This is a genomic window from Gorillibacterium terrae, from assembly GCF_051594785.1.
Taxonomy (GTDB): Bacteria; Bacillota; Bacilli; order Paenibacillales; family NBRC-103111; genus Gorillibacterium.
Genome location: NZ_JBPPGI010000001.1, coordinates 345,854 through 367,264 on the forward strand (window position 1 = coordinate 345,854; position 21,411 = coordinate 367,264).

8 protein-coding genes are annotated in these 21,411 nt (G+C 52.8%); 7 read left to right on the top strand and 1 reads right to left on the bottom strand.

Going from position 1 to position 21,411, the window contains the following annotated elements:
- Nucleotides 1-20: 20 nt before the first annotated feature.
- A complete protein-coding gene (locus ACSEXS_RS01485; protein ID WP_438431412.1) occupies nt 21-9,890 on the top strand; it encodes a DUF4972 domain-containing protein in 9,870 nt (3,289 codons plus the stop codon).
- Between the two features lie 127 nt (nt 9,891-10,017).
- On the opposite strand, the gene ACSEXS_RS01490 is transcribed toward ACSEXS_RS01485, so the two are convergent.
- Complete coding sequence (locus tag ACSEXS_RS01490; protein ID WP_438431413.1) at nt 10,018-11,121, bottom strand: response regulator; 1,104 nt, start codon at nt 11,119-11,121, stop codon at nt 10,018-10,020.
- Between the two features lie 395 nt (nt 11,122-11,516).
- On the opposite strand from ACSEXS_RS01490, the gene ACSEXS_RS01495 reads away from it, so the two are divergent.
- The 6 genes from ACSEXS_RS01495 to ACSEXS_RS01520 all read left to right on the top strand — a co-directional run bounded on the left by ACSEXS_RS01495 (nt 11,517) and on the right by ACSEXS_RS01520 (nt 21,275).
- On the top strand, nt 11,517-12,782 hold the full coding sequence (locus tag ACSEXS_RS01495) for a class I SAM-dependent methyltransferase (protein ID WP_438431414.1): 1,266 nt from the start codon (nt 11,517-11,519) through the stop codon (nt 12,780-12,782).
- Nucleotides 12,783-12,785: 3 nt separating this feature from the next.
- Complete coding sequence (locus ACSEXS_RS01500) at nt 12,786-15,371, top strand: metallophosphoesterase (protein WP_438431415.1); 2,586 nt, start codon at nt 12,786-12,788, stop codon at nt 15,369-15,371.
- A 63-nt stretch (nt 15,372-15,434) separates the two neighbouring features.
- Nucleotides 15,435-16,724, top strand: a complete 1,290-nt coding sequence (locus ACSEXS_RS01505; RefSeq protein WP_438431416.1) for a hypothetical protein — start codon at nt 15,435-15,437, stop codon at nt 16,722-16,724.
- A 287-nt stretch (nt 16,725-17,011) separates the two neighbouring features.
- Nucleotides 17,012-18,241: a family 8 glycosyl hydrolase gene (locus ACSEXS_RS01510; protein WP_438431417.1), complete on the top strand. Its 1,230-nt coding sequence runs from the start codon at nt 17,012-17,014 to the stop codon at nt 18,239-18,241.
- Nucleotides 18,242-18,502: 261 nt separating this feature from the next.
- Entirely contained in the window at nt 18,503-20,407 is a 1,905-nt protein-coding gene (locus ACSEXS_RS01515; protein WP_438431418.1) for a sensor histidine kinase, read from the top strand.
- The gene (locus ACSEXS_RS01520; protein WP_438431419.1) at nt 20,385-21,275 is read left to right on the top strand and encodes a response regulator; all 891 of its coding nucleotides are present in this window, start codon (nt 20,385-20,387) and stop codon (nt 21,273-21,275) included. Before ACSEXS_RS01515 ends, ACSEXS_RS01520 begins: the two co-directional genes overlap by 23 nt.
- Nucleotides 21,276-21,411: the final 136 nt, after the last annotated feature.

The window sequence follows — 21,411 nt, forward strand, 5'->3', positions numbered from 1 at the left end:
CTGTCGCTTAGAATAGAACTATGTCTGAAAAAATGAAAACAATGGAGGAAAATGCATTGAGATTTAAGCGGGTTATCGCCTTGTTGCTGGCATTGGTCATCGCTCTGCCTATGGGAATGGTCCATGCGGAGGAGCCGGAGTTTACGGAATTCTATAAATTAGTAACGTTGAATCCTTACTTTAAGGATGTACCGGGTACGATTGATGTAACCACCCAAGGTTACTCCGGGGATCTCATGGTAGTCACAAAAGATCTTTCGGGTTCTTATGACTCCTCCCTCACGGAGCTATCCATTGAGGGCGGGAATCAGACGGATAAGCGAATTTCAGGGCATACCCTGCAAATCGATCAGGGCGCCGTCTCGGGAACCATTACGATTCGCGCTGTAATCGACGGAGAATACTTTTTTACACAAACGATCACCGTCAAGGGCACAGCCCCTACGCCTCAGGCTCATCCGCTTACCCTGACGGTGAAGGACGCGAATACAGAGGAGCCTTTGCAAGGGGTTACGATTGAAGTAAGCGGGACCTCTCTGAATGATTCCACGAATGAGCGCGGAGTCGCCGTTCTTGATGTAGTCGGAACGGAAACCGTAAAGCTGTCCAAAGAGGGATATATCCTGGTTACCCTGGGTGCTTCGGAATTGTCAGGCAATACGTTAGAGGTACGGATGGAGAAACGTATCTCGGGCCCAAGGGTAACCCACACTCCGCTGGACACAAGCGATCTTGATAATCTGATCGTAAGCGTAAAGGCATTGGATGACAGCGTTCAGAGTGTTCAGATGAGAACGTTTTATAAGTGTCCCTACGGTATGGTGCCGGGAGGTATCGTCTCTCTGAAACAGGACGATCTCGACGATGCCGTATTTAAGGCGGATATTACCTATCAAGTCAAGAGTATGATGAGGGATTACAATGCGTATGAGATGACGTATTTTTTTGCCATGTCCGATAGTGACGGGGGGTTCCTGAAATATCCGGAGGACGTCGTCGAGGGAACCTTGGAGGGAGCCTTGACGGTTCAGTTGACGGAACCTCTTGACCTTTCCCATGCTCCAATCGTGGAACATACCCTGCCCGTTGTAACCGGATTCAACAATATACCGGCAACCTTCACCATTACGGGGCTGCAGGATGGCGATACTCCTACCATCAATGTCTATTACCGATCCGAATCAAGCGGCAATTATCTGAGTGTCGTTAAGCAAATGGGCCAATTGACTCATGTTCAAGGAGCGACTTATACCGTTAATTTGGCTAATCCGGAGTTTGAACAGGAGAAGGCCTATACGATTGAGTACTTTATCACCATCAATCAGGGAAAAGATTGGTTTTATTACCCGAACGGCATCAATCCTTATGCGGTAACCGGCTTATACAGCATCTCCATACCGCAAGAATTATACGGAGGTTTGGAAGAGCCGGAGCTTAATAAAACAGATTTGATTACGAAGATCAACGAAGCGAAGGATCTGTATTCCCATGCCGTTGCCGGCAATGATTATGGGGAATACCCGGGGGAAGCGATGGATGCGTTCCATACGGCCATCGAAACAGCCTCGCACACAAACGATACGGCGACCACGCAGGCTGAAATTGATACGGCCTATCAAAACCTGACAGGCTCCATCTCGGCATTTAAGGCTACAGCCATTAAGGGAGCAAGTTACCAAGACCTTTGGAACAAGTATAACGACGCGAGAACCCTTTATTGGGACACCCTACCCGGTGAAGGAGTTGGACAATATCCGCAACCGGCAAAAGAAACTTTTATGCTGGCTATTGTGTCAGTTGAAGGTGTTCTAAACAACTCTGCACCGCCCCAAGAAGAAATTGATAGTGCCTACCAAACGATATCCTATGCGATAAAAGCATACCTCGCTTCCGAAGTCCAAGCAGGAGATCCTGCAAAGCTTCAGGCAAAAATCAATGAAGCGCAGCAGTTATTGGATTCTGTTGTTGTAGGGGATTCTGTCGGTCAATACCCGGCTGAAGCAAACGATGCTCTGTTAGCTGCTGTTACTGCAGCCTGGACAAAGCTTAACGACACGGCGGCTACCGAAGCTCAGTTGGATGCGGCCTATCAAGCCCTGGATGCCGCGATAACAACTTTTAATAATGCGATAAATAAGGCAGGAGATACCACAGCACTCCAGGCGAAAATAAGAGAAGCTTGGGATCTTATCGATGCCAGTTATGAAGGGAATGAACCCGGACAATACCCGCAATCCGCATTTGATGATTTAAGTAATGCCAAGATGGTTGCAAGCATTTATGTTTCTACTCCATTCACCCAAGCCGAAATTAATCAGGCTTACGATGACTTGGTAAAGGCAATTCAGGCTTTCCGGGATGCGGAGAATACCGGAACCAATAAACAAGCGCTTTACGCTGCGGTCGGAGCAGCCCAAACCTTCTTGAATAACAGTGTAGAAGGGACGAAGGTCGGCCAATATCCGGCAGGTTCCATAAACGTTTTTGCCGACTCCATAAGTACGGCAATGGATATATTGATAGACATGTCTTCCACACAGCAACAAGTCGATCAAGCGTTAGCCAATCTAAATAACTCATTAACTGTTTTTAAAGCGTCTGTGCTTAAACAAGGAGAGACTTTGTCCCTTCACGTCACCATTATGGATGCAAAACCGCTTCTGGATAGCCCGGTAGGCGAAGGGATCGGGGAGTTCCCGGCTGCCGCCATCGAAGCGCTGCGGACCGCGATTGACGCAGCGGAGGCGGCTATCCACGAACCCATGACGGATGCCGAGCTTGCTGCCGCTCAGCACACGCTGGAGACCGCGGTCACAACCTTTAAAGCGGCAGAAGTTAGAGAGGGAGACAAGCTCGCGCTGCAGGGCAAAATTGCTGATGCGACATCCGCTTACATGATGAGCCAGGTTGGGACAGAGGTAAACCAATATCCGGCCGAAGCAAAAGCGGCGTTGAAGGCAGCGATCGACGCGGCAAAGTTGGTGCAGGACAAGCCGACCGCTTCGCAAAATGAGATTGATGCGGCCTGTCAAACGTTGAGTGCGGCATTAACAACCTTCTATAATGCCATAGTCCAACTTGGGGATTACCATGCGCTTCAAGCTAAAATACAGGAAGCCTCCTCCCTTAAATGGAACAGCACCCGAGGCGATCAGATCGGCCAATACCCGGATGCGGCATTTGATGAGTTTAATGAAGCTATCGGGGCGGCGGATGAAATAGCCATGTATCCAGCCAGCCAGACAAAATTGGATAAAGCTACCCAAGCCTTATCCGGTGCCATGGAGAAATTCAAAGCCTCCGTCATTCAGGCGGGAGACGCCACGGCACTCAAGGCAAAAATAAAAGAAGCTTGGGATCTTATCGATGCCAGTGTAGAAGGGAATGAACCCGGACAATACCCGACATCCGCCATTCGTGATTTAAATGATGCCATGACTCATGCAGGCATATGGGCATATGATCCAGCAACCCAAGCCGATATTAATCAAGCTTATGATGACTTGGTAAAGGCCATTCAGGCTTTCCGGGATGCGGTAAATACCGGGCCGAATAAACAACCGCTTCAAACCGCCATCGGAGCGGCCAACGCCTTCTTGAATGCCAGTGTAGAAGGAACGAAGGTCGGCCAATACCCGGCAGGTTCCAAAAACACCCTGCAAGGCATCATCGATACGGCATTTGCTACGTTAGTGGACCTGTCTGCTACGCAAATACAACTCGATCAAGCATTAGCAAATTTGAATCATTCCTTAGCGGATTTTAAGGCATCTGTCCTCGTACAGGGAGATCCTGCCCCGCTTCAACTGAAAATTGCCAGTACCAAAACGCTTTTGAACAACAGCCAAGTCGGCGAGAATGTCGGGCAATATCCGGCAGATGCAAAAGCGGCGCTGCAAACGGCCGTTGCTGCAGCGGAAGCCGCGCTTGGCGAACCGATGACGGATGCCGAGCTTGCTGCAGCCCAGCAAGCGCTGGAAGCCGCGATTGGAGCCTTTCAAGCTACCGCAAATGGGGATAACACCCAACTCAAAACCAAAATTGATGAAGGAACTAACCTCTTCCTTACCTGTCCAATAGGAGATAGGCCAGGCGACTACCCGCAAGCGGCCATGAATGCTTTGGGAGAAGCGATTAATACCGCATATTTTGTAACCATGCATCCGGCTTCCCAAAAGGTAATTAACGATGCTTACCAAGCTCTGTTGGCAGCCATCCAAACCTTCCAGGATGCAAAGATTCCGGAAGCGGATAAAACGGCGCTTGTCACGGCGCTAGCCGAGGCGAAGGCATTTTTGGCGGCCAGTGTGGAAGGCGACGGGATAGGCGAGTATCCCTCCGGTTCAAAAGAGCTTGTGGAGATTTTTGTGGAAATAGCAGAGGGAACCGTTGGGGATTCCCATGCTCCCCAGGCACTGGTTCAGCAGTCCCTTACTCAATTAAACAGCTCATTGGCAAGCTTCAAATCGTCTGTCAATAAGGCGGGAAATCCGACGGCACTTCAAGCGGCCGTGGCCAATGCGGAAGCCCTGCGGAATCAAGCAGAACCGGGCGAGGACGTAGGTCAATACCCGGCTGAAGCCATCGAAGCTTTGGAAGCGGCAATTGTGGCAGCCCAAGGAGTGCTGGATAAACCGTCAACGCAAGCTGAGCTTACTGCCGCAAAGCAAGCGCTCGAAACGGCGGTCACGACCTTTAAGGCCGCAGTCATTAAAGCAGGAGACCATGCCGCACTTCAAGCTGCCATTACGGAAGCGAAAGCCTTCTTTGAGGGAAGTATAAAGGGAGAGGCGGTAGGCGAGTATCCGGCTGTAGCAGTGAATGCGTTCGAAGTGGCAATTGCAGCAGCCCAAGAAACGCTGATGAGCCCGAAAACGCAAGCGCAGCTCGATGCAGCGAAAGCAGCATTGGACGCCGCAGTGGCAACCTTTGAAGCTGCGGTAAATGTGAAAGGCGACAGCGGGGAAGCGGACGCAGCCGTAATGGCAGCCGAAGCGACACTGGATGATGCAGTTGTAGGCGAAGGTGTAGGCGAATACCCGGCAGCCGCCGTCGACGCGCTGAACGCGGCGATTGCAGCAGCCAAAGAAGTGCTGAAGAACCCGGCTACGCAAGCGCAGATCGACGCAGCCAAAGCTACGTTGGACGCAGCGGTAGCTACTTTTGAAGCAGCGGTAATCTTGGCAGGAGATAGCGCAAAGCTTACTGACCAAATGGATAAAGCAAACGGTCTTCTGCAAAACAGCGTAGAAGGCGATCATGTTGGGGAGTATCCGTCGGAAGCCGTAGTTGCTTTTGAGAAGGCTATTCATCAGGCGGAGGAGCTGCTTGATTCGCCCAGAACACAGAAAGAAATTGATGCTGCTTATCAAGCCCTTGCAGAAGCAATTAAAGATTTCACGGATGCCAAAATTCAGGCAGGTGATAATACTGCGCTGCTAACGGCGATTGCAGAGGCAACGCAGCTCTACAATAACAGCAAGGAAGGCTACGGCGCAGGGCAATACTGGCCGCAAGTCCGAGCGTTGTTTATGGCCGACATTCAAACGGCGCAGGATGTGGCAGGCAGGCCGTCCACTCAAGAAGAAATTGAGGAAGCGCTCCAAGCACTTGAGGATGCGAAGGAGGATTTCTCGAAATCTTATGTCCCTGCCGGGGATGATTCCGATCTCCAGGAGTTTATCACCAATTTGAAATCCTTCCTAACCACTGTCGTAGAGGGGATTGACGCTGGGGAGTATCCGGCAGGTTCAAAAGCCGTCCTGCAGGCAGCCATTGCAGCGGCAGCCCAGGTAATCAGCGAGCCTGCAACTCAGGAACAAATTGACCAGGCTTCTGAAAAACTGGAAGATGCAGTAGAGGTATTCGTCGCTGCAAAAATTCCAGCCGGCAATAACACAAAGGCTCTGAATAAAATCTATGAGGTTGGCCGTCTTTTGGAGGACAGCCAAGTAGGGGGCGGCGTTGGACAATATCCGGCTGAAGCAAAGGCAGCGTTGAAAGCGGCATTCGATGCAGCCGTTATTGTACTCGACAAACCGTCGTCTCAAGTAAAGCTTGATGCTACTTATCAATCTCTTGTTGACGCGATGGATGCGTTTAAGAAGGCGCAAATCCAGGCTGGCGACAGCAAGGAAGCCGACGCAGCTGTGACGGAAGCAAAAGCGACGCTGGACGCTGCAGTTGTAGGTAAAGGCGTAGGTCAATATTCTGAAGCAGCCGTCGACGCGCTGAAAGCCGCGATTGAAGCAGCCAAGGAAACGTTGAAGAGCCCCAAAACGCAGGATCAGATCGACGCAGTTAAAGCGAAGTTGGACACCGCGGTAGCAACTTTTGAAGCTGCGGTGAATGTGAAGGGCGACAGCAAGGACGCCGACGCAGCTGTGACGGCAGCGGAAGCGACGTTGGACGCTGCGGTTGTAGGTGAAGGCGTAGGCCAATATCCTGAAGCAGCCGTCGACGCGCTGAAAGCCGCAATTGAAGCAGCCAAGGAAACGTTGAAGAGCCCGAAAACGCAAGCTCAGATTGATGCAGCGAAAGCCACGTTGGACGTAGCGGTAGCTACCTTTGAAGCTGCGGTGAATGTGAAGGGCGACAGCAAGGACGCCGACGCAGCCATGACGGCAGCGGAAGCAACGCTGGACGCTGCAGTTGTAGGTGAAGGCGTAGGCCAATACCCGGCAGCCGCCGTCGACGCGCTGAAAGCCGCGATTGCAGCAGCCAAGGAGACGCTGAAGAGTCCGAAAACGCAAGCGCAGATCGACGCAGCGAAAGCCACGTTGGACGCAGCGGTAGCTACCTTTGAAGCTTCGGTAAATGTGAAAGGTGACAGCGGGGAAGCGAACGCAGCCGTAACAGAAGCAGAAGGCCTGCTGGTCGATGTTAACGAAGGTGAAGACGTAGGGCAATACCCGGCCGAAGCGGTCGATGCACTGAGAGCCGCGATTGCGGAAGCCAAAGAAGCGCTGAAGAACCCGGCCACACAAGCGCAGATTGATGCGGCCAAAGCAGCCCTTGACACCGCAGTGGCAACCTTCGAAGCTGCGGTAAATGTGAAAGGCGAAAGCGGGGAAGCGGACGCAGCCGTAACGGCAGCGGAAGCGACGTTGGATGCAGCAGTTATAGGCGAAGGCGTAGACCAATACCCGGCTGAAGCCGTCGATGTACTGAGAGCGGCGATTGCGGAAGCCAAGGAAGCGCTGAAGAACCCGGCTACGCAAGTGCAGATCGACGCAGCGAAAGCCACGTTGGATGCGGCAGTAGCCACCTTTGAAGCTTCGGTAAATGTGAAAGGCGACAGCGGAGAAGCGAACGCAGCCGTAACAGAAGCAGAAGGCCTGCTGGTCGATGTGCCTGTAGGTGAAGGCGTTGGCCAATATCCGGCTGAAGCTGTGAACGCGCTGAAAGCGGCGATCACGGAAGCCAAGGAAGCGCTGAAGAACCCGGCCACGCAAGCGCAGATTGATGCAGCGAAAGCAGCCCTTGACACCGCAGTGGCAACCTTTGAAGCTGCGGTAAATGTGAAAGGCGACAGCAAGGACGCCGACGCAGCTGTAACGGCAGCGGAAGCGACGCTGGACGGTGTAGTCATGGGTGAAGGTGTAGGCGAATACCCGGCCGAAGCCGTCGATGCACTGAAAGCCGCCATTGCAGAAGCCAAGGAAGCGCTGAAGAACCCGGCCACACAAGCGCAGCTTGATGCGGCCAAAGCAGCATTGGACGCCGCAGTGGCAACCTTTGAAGCCGCGGTAAATGTGAAAGGTGACAGCGAAGAAGCGAACGCAGTCGTAACAGAAGCAGAAACCCTGCTGGTCGATGTGCCTGTAGGCGAAGGCGTAGGCCAATACCCGACTGCAGCCGTCGACGTACTGAAAGCGGCGATTGCGAAAGCGAAGGAAGCGCTGAAGAACCCGGCCACGCAAGCGCAGATTGATGCGGCCAAAGCAACACTTGACGCCGCAGTGGCAACCTTTGAAGCTGCGGTAAATGTGAAAGGCGACAGCGGGGATGCGAACGCAGCCGTAACAGAAGCAGAAGGCCTGCTGGTCGATGTCCCTGTAGGTGAAGACGTAGGGCAATACCCGGCCGAAGCGGTCGATGCACTGAGAGCCGCGATTGCGGAAGCCAAAGAAGCGCTGAAGAACCCGGCCACACAAGCGCAGATTGATGCGGCCAAAGCAACACTTGACGCCGCAGTAGCTACCTTCGAAGCTGCGGTAAATGTGAAAGGCGACAGCGAAGAAGCGAACGCAGTCGTAACAGAAGCAGAAACCCTGCTGGTCGATGTGCCTGTAGGTGAAGGCGTAGGGCAATACCCGGCCGAAGCGGTCGAGGCGCTGAAAGCGGCGATTGCAGCAGCCAAAGAAGCACTGAAGAATCCGGGCACGCAAGCCCAGATCGATGCTGCGAAAGCCACGTTGAACGCGGCAATCACCGCTTTCGAGAATGCGGTGAATGTGAAAGGTGACAGCAAGGAAGCCGACGCAGCCGTAACGGCAGCGGAAGCGACGCTGGACGGTGTAGTCATGGGTGAAGGCGTAGGTCAATACCCGGCAGCAGCCGTCGACGCACTGAAAGCGGCGATTGCAGCAGCCAAGGAAACGCTGAAGAATCCGGCCACGCAAGCGCAGATCGACGCAGCCAAAGCAGCACTGGACGCAGCAGTAGCAACCTTTAAAGCGGCCGTCGTAAAAGCAGGGGATGCGGCAGAGCTTCAAACCCAAATCACCGCAGCCAAATCGCTTTTGGATAAGAGCACGGAAGGCTATAGCGCAGGCCAGTATCCGATAGGATCAAAAGCGGTTCTGCAAGCAGCGATTACGGAGGCAGAGAAGGTTATCCGTACAGCGGCAACGCAGAACGAAATTGACAAGGCGCTTGCAGTCTTAACAAAGGCGTATGATGCTTTCCGGGAAGCGGTCCTAACGACGTCGCCGGTTTATCCCAATCCGCCGCAGACATCTACGCAGCCCGTGGTACAGCCGTCTACCAAAATTACCGATGGACTGACCACAGTAGAAGTCGGGCAAGGCACCGTAAAGGCCGATACGACTGAGGTTCAATCGATCATGAAGGATGGCAAGCCGATTATTCTGGAATCCGCATTGGCTACCATTGATTTTGGTAAAAATGGCTTGAACGTACCCGAACTCAAACAAGGCTTGAAGGCTACCCTGGAGTTAGGGACGCTTCTCACCGAGAAGTCCAAAACCGAGGAGGTATTGGCAGGAGCCAAGCTGGAGCAGGCTGGTTTGCAGCCGCTCGGCGGGAAAGTTCTGGATCTGATCGCTCAATTGAACTATTCCAACGGCACCAGCACAAGAATCAAGAGCTTCGCTGAACCGGTCAAAGTGACGATCAACCTGAAGGAATTGGGCTTGACCGGAGGGACGACAAACCTGACCGCAGTTCGGTTCGTTCCTCAAGCCGACGGCACGTATAAGACGATCAAGCTTGGCGGTGTCTATATCCCGGCATCGAATAGCTTTGAGTTCTATACCGACAGCTTCAGCTTGTACAGCATTGTTAAGGCCGATTCGGTCACCAAGATTACGTTCAAGATCGACAGCACGAAGTATTCGATCGGAACGCTGGCCAAGCAAACCGATGTGCCGCCGGTTGTCCGGGAGCAAAGGACGCTGGTGCCCATCCGGGTCGTAGCGGAAGCATTGGGCGCGAAGGTGAAGTGGAACCAAGCCACCCAAACGGCTACCATTACGCTTAACGGCAGAGTGCTGACCCTGACGTTGGGAAAAACCATCGAAGGAATGGATGTGCCCGCGCAAGAGATGAACGGCCGCATCCTGGTGCCGCTGCGTTACGTTTCGGAAGCTTTGGGAGCTTATGTGATGTGGTTCCCGCAAGATCAGCGGATCGAGATTATCCGCTAGCCGCAGCCTGAATGACAGAAAGCCGGTTGCCTGATTTCAGGGCAACCGGCTTTGGTTTGCTTACGGACTGGATGAAGAAGATACGGATTGATTCGGACCTTAACCTACGCGGAATGGCTCTATCGGTTTATCCATTCAACCGGCGCATCATCTCCCGGATGGGGGGGGATGGCTGCGTTCCCAGCTCCTGCAGCAGGACCTCTTCCAGCCTGCGGTACCGCCGGATGGCCTCGCTGGTTCTCCCGAGTCCGATCAACAAACGCAGCACCTGTTGGGTGATATCCTCGCGCAGGCCATCGAGCAGGAGGATTTGATCGTAGGTTTGCAGGGCCTGCTCCACCTGATTCTGCTCAAGAAAGAGTCGGGCGCCGAGTTCCAACAGCTCCATGTAATCCTGCTCCAAACGGCGCGTCTTGGTGCTGGCCCAATCGTAGGTTTTGCCCTTCAGGAAAGGCCCGGTATACAGAGTGGCCGCCTGTTTCAGCATTCCCTTGCGCCCATCCCGGTACAGTCTAATATCCCTCAGTAAACGCTCGAACGCGTAGAGATCGCAGGACAGGGAATTCTCCACAATCTGAACCTGGTTGCGGTCCGCGAGCAGGCAGGCCTGAAGCCCGCTTTCAACCATGGCCTTGCGAATATAGTGCAGATTGGAATTCAGGTTGTTGCTGGCCTTCTCGGACTCAAACCCGCCCCATAGCGTATCCATAATCTCGTCGCGGCTGACCGAGCGCTTGTACAGGAGAAAAGCGAACAGCTCCTCCGTCTTGGGGCTCCTCAGTTTAAGGGGCTTCCGGTCCGGACCGGGGTGCGCCAGTTTAAATCCGTTGAACATGCGCACCTCGAGCACCGGCTCTCCCTCCCGCGGCAGCGTTCGCTTTCGGATTTTATGCAGGGCTTGCTCCACGCGTTCGGCCGACACCGGCTTCAGAAGGTAGTCCGTGGCGCTAATGTCGAATGCCTGGAGGGCATATTCCTCATAGGCGGTGACGAATATGATGTCCATGGTTTCGTGCAGCTCATGAAGCTGGCGGGATAACATCATTCCGCTTACCCCGGGCATGGAGATGTCCAGAAAGGCAATATCCACGGGGTTGTCCTTCACATACTCATAGGCCTCCAGCGGATTCAGGAACGTCTGGCAGACTTCAACATCTCCGCTCTCGGACAGAATCCGGCTGAGCCGTTTCAAGGAAAGCCCTTCGTCATCGACAAGGATCACTCGCAGCATTTATTACCTTCCTCCCTGCTTACACGGCCCTACGGAAGATCGAAACAAGACCTTGGTCCCGGTTATCCAGTCAGCCTATAATACTAGCAAATGAGAGAGAAGCTTACAATCATCCTTCACCTTAAAAAATGGGCTTTTTTGTTAATAATGAGTTGTCGGAAAGGCAACAAACCATGATCGTTTGCCGTCGTGGTTTCATTTGTTGGGATTGCCCAAATCCTGGATGGTTTCTATATGAATTTTTAACCAAAAAACACAGATCGCCCCCTGTTCATTTCCAAAAAAGTAAGCGACAATACAAGAAGCGGCCAACCCAGCCTAGATGCCACAGCGATTGAGAAAGCGCCGGAAAAGCAGGTGCGGTATTTTCCCGCCGACGTTAGGAGCAGATGGATATGGCAATCGTCCAACTCAGATCCACCAACCCCCAGTTTTCGTTTTTGATCAAGAAGAATCCGAACACCGGTATGATGCTTCGTTCCATTCGCAAAGGGATGGCTTACGGCTGGTACAGCGATCCGCAAAGCTTCAATGTGTATTTCAAAGATGCAGACAACGAGGTTTCTTATAAGCGGGATGAGGGAGAGGCCTTTGAATACCTGAATGTCTCCCGTTACAACACGCCCCTATTCCCGCTGAATGCGATAAACGAGTTTTTCTCGGCTCCGCTAAAGGGCCGGGATGAGCGGGATGTGGACGGTTATGAACATACCCTATACGTCAATATGGTTCATATCGAACGGGTTCACTATGTCGAATTCTTCGAGAAGCACCTTAAGGAGTTTACCTTCGAAATTGCCCATCAGGCGCATAAGAGCTATTCCCTTACCATGACGACAAGCAAGAGTCTGTACCACCTGCTGCATGCGGCAAGCGTATTCTGCTTGTTTCTCTCCATGTTTGGCAACGAGTACATCGATATTTCCGACAGCATTCTGGAGAAATACATCAAGAGTATAAATGTGATCGATGCGCCCTTCTATATCCGCAGCCTGTTTGCCCGGAACTTCCTGAATTCTCGGGATCGGTTCCATAAATTTAAGGGACAACTGGAGAATACGGAACGCTACCGAATCCGGTTCGCCTACGGGGGGACCGCCTTCCAGAGAAGAGCTTACATCGGAAATGTGCTGCCCTTCGATAAGGCGATCTTGGATGTGGGCTGCGGAGAAGGCTTCTATGCCATTCCCTTTGCCGGTAAAATCGAGGGCACCTACTATGCGATCGACATTCAGGAAGAACTGCTCGAGCAGGTTAGCCGCAAAGCGGAGGCCAAAGAGATCGAAAACATCGTGACGTTCCGTTCGGTCGATGAGTTTTTGGAAAGCTACAACGGAGAACAGGTGGATGTGATTCTGACCGAGGTCATCGAGCACATGAGCCAAGAGGAGGCCAGGCGGCTGATTCTTCGCATCTGCTCCGAGGTCGAGTTTGACCGCTTCCTGATCACGACGCCGAATGCCGATTTTAACCGCTACTACGAGCTGAGCGGGTTCCGCCATGAGGATCACAAGTGGGAGCTTGGGAAAGAATCCTTCCAGGCCTGGATGCGAGAGATCATCCGGGAGGCGGATCTGCACGCCGAGTTTGTCGACGTTGGAGACGGGGTCGACGATGTTCAAACTACCCAAGGCGTTATCTTTCAGAAGAGGGGGGCCTGATCCATGGAAATCCAAACGAACGTTCATACGATTTTTATGCTGGTTGGGCCAACGGAGTGCGGCAAGACGACGTTTGCTCAGGAAGTCTTGATTCCCGCGCTGCGTTTTGAGGATGTCAATCGGGCGCTTAGGACAAACGTTCAATATTTGTCTTCCGACCGGATTCGCCAGGAAGTCCTTGGCTATGAATACGACAAGTATGAGCAAGTGATGCTGGAGATGAGCGGGCAGGCGTTTCATCTGCTGTTTGAAAGACTGAAGACGGTGACGTCCTTTCCGGTCAATGCGGAGTTTGTCGTCGTGGATACCACGGGATTGTCCGAGGATTTCCGGAGCAAGGTGAAGGAAATTGCGGTTCAGAATCATTACAACCTGGAGGTTATCGTCTTCGATTACCGAAAGCGGGAAGATTATTATGCTTCGGAGCGCTCGAAGAAGCTGATTACGAATCACATCAATCGCTTGAAGAAGGAAGTCCTCGGTTCCTTGCCCCGCGAGGGATACGGAAAGATCCATAAGGTGCGGGCCAAGGACTTCTATCTTCCCGAGGAAAGGCGGGCAAACCCCGAATACACCGTCCATATTCAGAATCGGGAGGCCTACCTCGCAACCCTTCTTCCTCAAGACCGGTCGTATCTTATTATTGGCGATGTCCACGAATGCGTAGATGACCTAAAAGGACTGCTGCTGGATCAGGGGTATAAGCTCGAAGCGGGCAAGCTTGTGCCAACCGATAGGCTGAAGCAAACCAAGCTGATTCTGGTTGGGGACTGGATCGACAAGGGAAAGCAGACGAGGGAGATCATCGATTTTTTGCATGACAACCAATCGCTCTTTTGCTTGGTGCTGGGCAACCACGAGAATTTTGTCGACAAATACCTGAAGGACGAAGTTCAGGGGATCGATCAAGAAATGCTGCATACTTATTTCGATTCGACCCAGGTGCTTCGGAACGACCCGGACCTGCTGGCGAAATTTCAGCATCTGGTTGCGACTTCGCAGCCTTTTTATCGGATGATCGGAAGCAAAGGGCCGTCCTTCTATGTTACCCACGCCCCATGCCGGAACAAATACATCGGCAAGCTGGATGCGAATTCCCTGCGGCACCAACGGAACTTCCGCATCGACCGGGAAGCGCCGCTGGAGGGGCAGCTTGCTTTTCTGCAGGAGGAAGCGGTGCCCAATCATCCCTATCATGTATTTGGACATGTTATGGCCAAACAGCCGTTTCGGATCGGCAATAAGCTTCACCTCGATACGGGCTGCGTGAACGGCAATCTGTTGACCTCGGTTAGCTTCGGGCCTAAGCCGATGGTGAAATCCCGGAAGTCCAGCCAAACGGGAATTGCCGAGGAGCTGCAGACGCTTTTCAAGGCGGAACGGAAGGTATCGCTCTCGGACCTGAACGAGGAGGACGTCCGCCGGCTGCACTATTGCTCGCGAAACAAGATTAACTTTATCTCCGGAACCATGTCCCCGGCGGACAAACAGGACGAGACGAATGAACTGGAATCCTTGAAGCAAGGCCTCCGCTATTTCAAGGAACGCGGCGTTGAGCAGGTTGTTCTGCAGCCCAAATATATGGGGTCGAGGTGCAATGTCTATCTGCATCAAGACCGGACGCAGTGCTTTGCCGTCAGCCGCAACGGCTATAAGATCAGTCAAGTCGATCTGACCGAAATCTACGACAGGCTGCTGGTTCAATTTGGCGGCTATATGGAAGAACAGAAGATCGCGATGCTGATTCTGGACGGAGAACTTCTTCCGTGGAAGGCGCTGGGGGGAGGGCTGATCGACCGACAGTTCAAACCCATCGAGCGGGCCTTGGAGTCGGAGCTCACTTTCCTGCAGCAGAACGGCTTTGAAGAAGCCTTGCAAAAGCTCCTCGGCGAATATGAAGCGAGCGGCTTCGAGAAGGACCAGCATCAGACGGCCAAGTCCGCGCTAAGCGATAAGTATGGTGCCGGTGCCTATCAAACCTACAAATGCGTCCATGAAATCAAGCATGCTTTTGTTCCCGTATCCCGGCATGTCGAAGCTTATCAAACGTACAAAAGACAGCTGGAGCTGTATGCCGAAGAAGAGGAATTGGAGTACAAGCCGTTTTCCGTTCTGAAAATCGTCTATGCGGACGGCCGGGAAGAGCTTCCGAATTGGCCGACCTCCGAGATGTATGGCTTCTTGTCGGACGATGAGGCCGTCGTGCTGGACCTGTCCGATCCGGAAGGGTTGGAAAAAGCCGAATCGTACTTCTCCCGGCTGACGATGGAGAATGGGATGGAAGGCATCGTGATCAAACCGGAGCTCTGGAACGGAAAGACGGTACCCTATCTGAAAGTCCGGAATCCCAACTACCTGTCGATCATTTATGGATACGACTATCAATTCCCGCATAAATACCGCAAGCTGCTGAAGCAGAAAAATGTCAATCCGAAGCTTCGCACCTCGCTTCAAGAGTACCGGCTGGGGCTGCGGATGCTGGCTGTTCCCTTTCATGAAATTGCGCCCGACCATGAGACCTATCGGGAAATTGCGGCCAATCTTCTATTTGAAGTGGCCCAGGAGCAGGGGATTGATCCGCGTTTGTAAGGTGAGGAAGGAGTTCTGAATCGTGGGGGATTCAGGCTTCCATAAGCGTTAGGAGTTGGGGAAGTGGTCTGTTTCAGGCTTCGGGGAGCAGTTGAGTGCGAGGACCGGATTCCCGGTTCGTATCACCCTTGGGGAAGGGATGCCCTTCTCGTAAGGGTGAAGAACGGACTCGGAACCCTGTCCATGAGATATGGTGTGGATGAAAACGGCGATTCTTATAACTTTTTGCTCCTGGATCATCTGCCGCTGATCACCAGTTATGGAGAGGAACAATACTGTCCAACCTGCGCCAAGCTGTTAAGCAGAGGACTGGGCAGAGAGCATGTGAACCCAAGCTTGATCGATACCCTTAAAGCATCTCAAGAACCCACAAGCGATATTGCGGAAACGTTTGAAACGATTAAGCCGGTGCTGACGATCTTGGACGACGGGTACTACTTGTTGACTCGCATCGAAATGATTCCGACGGATGGAGAAGGCGGATTTTTCTGGAATCTAACGAGTTCCCGAAGACCATATAAGGCTACGGCAGATGTGTTTTATAAGTCTTTTTACTGTTCGGGAACTCCCAACTTCCTCCTTCCTTCCCAAAGCATTCGGCAGTTGAACCGAGAGAGGGTAGATCATTATTTAGAGCAGATATCGGCTGGAAAAACCATGACAGGGCTGGCCTATTACTATGATGGGTTTATGAGTACCTTGTTGGATGGTCATCACAGAGCAACTGCTGCTTACCTCGCGGATAAAACGATTGATTGTTTAACGCTGATCGAGGTTACGGGGATCTGCTGGAATGCGGATCAAAAACCGGTATATTTCAATGCCGGCGGTGTTAATTATCCTTTTCATTTGCTTAAAAGGCCCAAGCGGGTTTACCACAACCTGAAGAAGATCATTGAAACGAGCAAATCGAAGCTCGAGGTTCGTGAAGTGGAGAATATCCTTAAAGACTGTCAGAGGGTATGGATGGCGGAAGCAGAGGAGGAACATCCTTTCTCTCAGAACGGCAGGAGGACTTATCCCGAGTCGATCGCATTTTCGAATAAGGTGACAGATACATCCGAGGGACACATCGCAGATTTGCTAAACAGGCGAGATGAAGAGGCCGAATTTGAAGTAGAGCTAATCTTTAAGAAACTGCAGCAGGAAGAGTCCGAGAGAGCGTTTCAACTTGCAAAGAGTCTCTTCCATGATACAAATTGGAGGGGGCTGCTAGAGGAAGTCATGCGATATTTTGCTTCTTTGGACAGTACGGAAGTGGAGGATCTATTTATCCACTATTTAATCCATACGGAATATGATTCAAAGGATCCCTATAGGAAATTAGCCGATGATTATTTGAATAAGCGATGAGGCAGGTTGCCTTATCGGTTCCACACGGGGGGATGAAAATCCAGTCAATTCTCGGGACTTTGGAAGCAGTTTTCCAGAGTCCTATTTACATTTATTAGAAAAAATAATAGACTGGGGATGGGCATAAGTTAAAGCGCTTTAATTTAAGTAAAAGGAGGGGGGGGTCTCTCTTATCGTATCGCAACAAGCGGATTCAAGCACGAGCTGTCGGATCAAACGCTGGGTTTCATCGACTTCAAGGTTATGTCAGGGTTCCAACCATCCGAACCTTAAAGGAGCGTATGACAATGGGAAAAATCAGAACATTCTCGCTTAGCGGCAAGGCGGTTGCGATGGGCTTGCTCGCTTTTCTGCTGATTCCTGCGGGCTTCGCCTTCGCTGCTCCGAGTAAACCGTTTCCGCAGCACACGACCTATACCAGCGGTACGATCAAGCCGAACAACGTGACGCAAAGCGCGATGGACAGCGCCGTGCAGGCCAAGTGGGACAGCTGGAAATCCGCCTATCTGAAGCCGGCTGGCACGGGAAAATATTACGTGAAATACGAGTCCAATGGAGACACGGTATCCGAAGCCCATGGGTACGGGATGCTGGCGACCGTCCTGATGGCCGGGTATGACGGCAGCGCACAGACCTACTTTGACGGACTCTATCAATACTACAAGGCGCATCCGAGCGACAACAATTCGAAGCTGATGGCGTGGAAGCAGAACAGCAGCTTTCAGAATATCGAAGGAGCCGATTCGGCTACGGACGGCGACATGGACATTGCCTATTCGCTCCTGCTGGCGGACAAGCAGTGGGGCAGCGGCGGCGGCATCAATTACCTCCAAGCCGCCAAGGATATGATCAACGCCATCATGCAAAGCGACGTGAACCAGACCCAGTGGACGCTGCGCCTCGGCGATTGGGCTACGGACAGCACGTACAAGAACGCCACCCGTCCTTCGGACTTCATGCTGAATCATCTGAAAGCGTTCCAGGCGGCGACAGGCGATGCGAAGTGGGCGAACGTCATCGACAAGACGTATACGATCATCAATTCCATTTACGCCAACTACAGCTCATCCACGGGCCTGCTGCCTGACTTCGTGGTGCTGTCCGGCTCCGCCTACAAACCGGCGTCGGCCGATTTTCTGGAAGGAGCCAACGACGGAAATTACGAATACAACTCCTGCCGCACGCCTTGGCGGATCACGACGGACTATCTGATCAGCGGCGATACCCGGGCTTTGAGCCAGCTTACTCAAATGAACACCTGGATCAAGGGCAAGGTCGCCAGCAATCCAAGCAGCATCAAGGACGGGTATAAGCTGAGCGGCAGTGTTGTCGGTTCTTATAACAGCGGTGCGTTTTACGCCCCGTTCGGCGTCAGCGCAATGATATCCTCGGCCAACCAAAGCTGGCTGAACGCCATCTGGACCAAAACGGCCGGCAGCTCCAGCGAGGGGTACTACGAAGACAGCATCAAGCTGTTCTCCATGCTGGTCATGTCCGGCAATTGGTGGACGTATTAATCGTTTGTCGAACGATATTCAGCTTAAGGGTCCGGAAGACGATTCCGGGCTCTTTTTTGCGTTTATTTCCTATATGATTTAATCGCAAATGACCGGAGGAAGCGCCGCATTCTTGAAGACAAAATAATCCTCATTTTGGTAAAATGGAAAGGCGACCTTTTTCGACATAGAACGAGTTCTTTCGTATCCTGCCTGCATGAACGAGGCTTTAACGATTGGGTCGGCTAGCGGATTCTATCATTTATAGATCGAGGAAATCAGATGACCAAACGTACGATAACGCTCCTCCTTATTACCTTGACCGGCCTGATGCTCCTCTACGTTCCGCTTTCTATGAAAACGGGGCGAGCCCAGGAGGCAACCCCACCCGCATACCAGGGAAAATTGGACGCGGCTGCTTGGAATAGGGCCAAGAACCCGATCATCCGGCTGGACGGCCAGTGGGAGTTTTACTGGAACCGGCTGCTGACGCCGGAGGATTTTGCCGATCGCTCCCCATCTTCCGATGGATACATGCAGGTGCCCTCCCTGTGGAACGGGAAAAGCATCCAGGGGCAGAAGCTGCCCACTTACGGCTGTGCAACGTACCGGCTGGTGCTGGAAAACGTTCCGTTTCAGGGAATGCTGGCGCTGAAAAAGGAAAACGTGCGTTTTTCCAGTCAGGTGTACGTGAATGGTCAGCTGCTGCTTGCCGATGGCAACCCTGCGCGGACCGGGGCCGACTACCGCGCCGGCAACACGCCGCAGTTGGTTTTTTTTGAGTATAGAGGAGGAGCCATTGAAATCCTTGTGCAGCAGGCCAATTATGACTACATCAATTCCGGTATTCCGGCCTCGCTGGAGCTGGGAACGAAGGAGTCCATGATGCTGCAGTACCAGCAAAAGCAGCTGATGGCGCTTTTGGTGTTCGGCGTGTTATGCACTCTTGCCTTGCTGTACTTGGTTTTCTTCCTGGTCACCCGGGACGGCGTTCTGAGAAATCCCATGCTGCTGCTCTTTGCCCTCTTCTGTGTTTTATTTGCGCTGGGAAACGGACTGGCGGATCAGCGCTCCCTGTTGCTGGTTTTGCCGGACCTCCCGTTCATCTTGGTCTTTAAGCTCAAGGATTTCTTTCTAAGCGCCTGTTTTATTGTCCTGCTGTGGATTTTCTATCCATTTAAGAGCGGACTGCTGCCGCGGCGCTTGGCGATCCTGATCTCGCTGGCATACGCCTGTTACCTGGCGGCGATTTTTGCTTTTCCGATCCATACGTACCTCAGAATTCATGGACTGGTGATGATCGTGAACACGGTGGTTCTGCTGGGGCTGTTCGTCCGGTCCAGTTGGGTTTATATCCGCAAGGGAGAAGGATTTTTACTGGTTACTGCCCTTTTATGCATCAATCTGTATTCCGCCGATTCCATTCTGTTCTCCCTGGGGTTCGAGGAAAGCTCCGGCTTTGTCCAGCTCTACATCATGCTCTTTACCGTGGTGATGATGGGGTATCTGTCGGTTGAATACCGCAGTACGGTCGCGCGCCTGAGCGTCTCCATGCAGCAGGCTCGGGATGCGGAAATCGCCTTTCTGCGGGCGCAGATCAAGCCTCATTTCCTCTACAATTCCCTTAGCGTGATTGCGGCGCAGACGACGCTGGAGCCGCAAAAGGCGAAAACCCTGCTTTACGACCTGACCGATTACCTGCGGGGGAGCTTTCATTTTCATACACAGGACGGCAAAATCCCTCTTTCGGAGGAAATGAATACGGTCCGGGCGTACCTCTCCATTGAGCAGGCCCGATTTGATCAGCTGCTGCTGGTCGAATATGACATCGAGGAAAACCTGGATACCATGGTTCCCCTCCTATGCCTCCAGCCGGTGGTAGAGAACGCTGTCCGACACGGCATCTTCAAGCGGGCGGAGGGGGGACACGTGCGGCTGCGAGCTCATCGAATGGGCGACCTTGTTGTGATCCGAGTAGAAGATAACGGTGTAGGCATTCCGCAGGCCCAGTTGGAGAGCATACGCCGGGGAGATAGCTCGGGCGTGGGGCTTAAAAATATCCAGCGGAGGTTGGGGACGCACCAGGGAGCGGGCCTAGAAATCGAAAGTGCAGAGGCTACAGGAACGGCAGTCACGCTCAAAATTCCTTATGAGGAGGTGCACCGTGCGGATTATTATCGTGGATGATGAAGCGCCGCTGCTGCGGGAGCTGGCGGAGCTGCTCTCCCGTTACCCGGATTTTGAGCTGGCGGGCTGTTATACCAATCCCCTGCAGGCCTTGGAGGAACTTGAAGCTACGAGGCCGGCGGTGGCCTTTCTTGATATTGAAATGCGGACCCTGGACGGCATTGAGCTGGCGGAGCGGATGCTGGCGACACATCCGGAGATGGACGTGCTGTTTGTAACCGCCTATAACCAGTATGCGGTGACGGCCTTCGAGATCAACGCAATCGACTACATCCTGAAGCCGGTGCGCCCCGAGCGGCTTGATAAGGCGGTGGCACGGATACGGCGAAAGCGGGGACTCAAATCGGAGAAGGAGAAGAAGCTCCTGGAGATCCGGTTTTTCGGCAAGTTTGCCTTGTATTACGGCAAGGAAGCCGTCAAATGGAGTCGGGGCAAGCCGAGGGAACTGCTGGCCTATTTCCTCGCAAACGAGAGCAATTGGATCGATAAATTTAAAATCTGCGACGATCTTTGGCCGGAAAGCCCGCCGAATCAGGCGCTGCGCAATTTGCAGACGGCGGTGTGGGCCATCCGCAAATGCCTGCGGGATTACGGGATATCGGCCATCCAAATCAGCTATGCGAACGACCGTTATTTCCTGAAGCTTGAGGATGGGCGCTGGGATTTGCGGCAGTATGATCGGGCGCTTACCCGGTATCTGCAGACCGACAGCTTGGCTGCCGGGATGGAGGCGGCAGAGCTGTATCGGGAGGATTATCTGGCGGATGAAGATTGGCGTTGGGCGAATCCAAGGCGGGCCGATTACGCCCTGAAACAGCGGGAGCTGCTGGTATGGTTATCGGCAGGCAAGAAAACTGCTTTGGATTAGTCTCGGTATGTTGAGAATCTGTAGAGAGGCGGCGATTACAATGCAAATTGGAATATTGTCAAAAAAGGACGAAACCAGGCGTTCTGTGGCAGTCTCCACGACAGCAAGGAAGAGGAGGAATTTTTACGAGAAAGCA

Coding starts and splice junctions, on each gene's coding strand:
- ACSEXS_RS01510 (WP_438431417.1), top strand. CDS start 17,012: ATGGGAAAAATCAGAACATTCTCGCTTAGCGGCAAGGCGGTTGCGATG.
- ACSEXS_RS01495 (WP_438431414.1), top strand. CDS start 11,517: ATGGCAATCGTCCAACTCAGATCCACCAACCCCCAGTTTTCGTTTTTG.
- ACSEXS_RS01500 (WP_438431415.1), top strand. CDS start 12,786: ATGGAAATCCAAACGAACGTTCATACGATTTTTATGCTGGTTGGGCCA.
- ACSEXS_RS01485 (WP_438431412.1), top strand. CDS start 21: ATGTCTGAAAAAATGAAAACAATGGAGGAAAATGCATTGAGATTTAAG.
- ACSEXS_RS01490 (WP_438431413.1), bottom strand. CDS start 11,121: ATGCTGCGAGTGATCCTTGTCGATGACGAAGGGCTTTCCTTGAAACGG.
- ACSEXS_RS01515 (WP_438431418.1), top strand. CDS start 18,503: ATGACCAAACGTACGATAACGCTCCTCCTTATTACCTTGACCGGCCTG.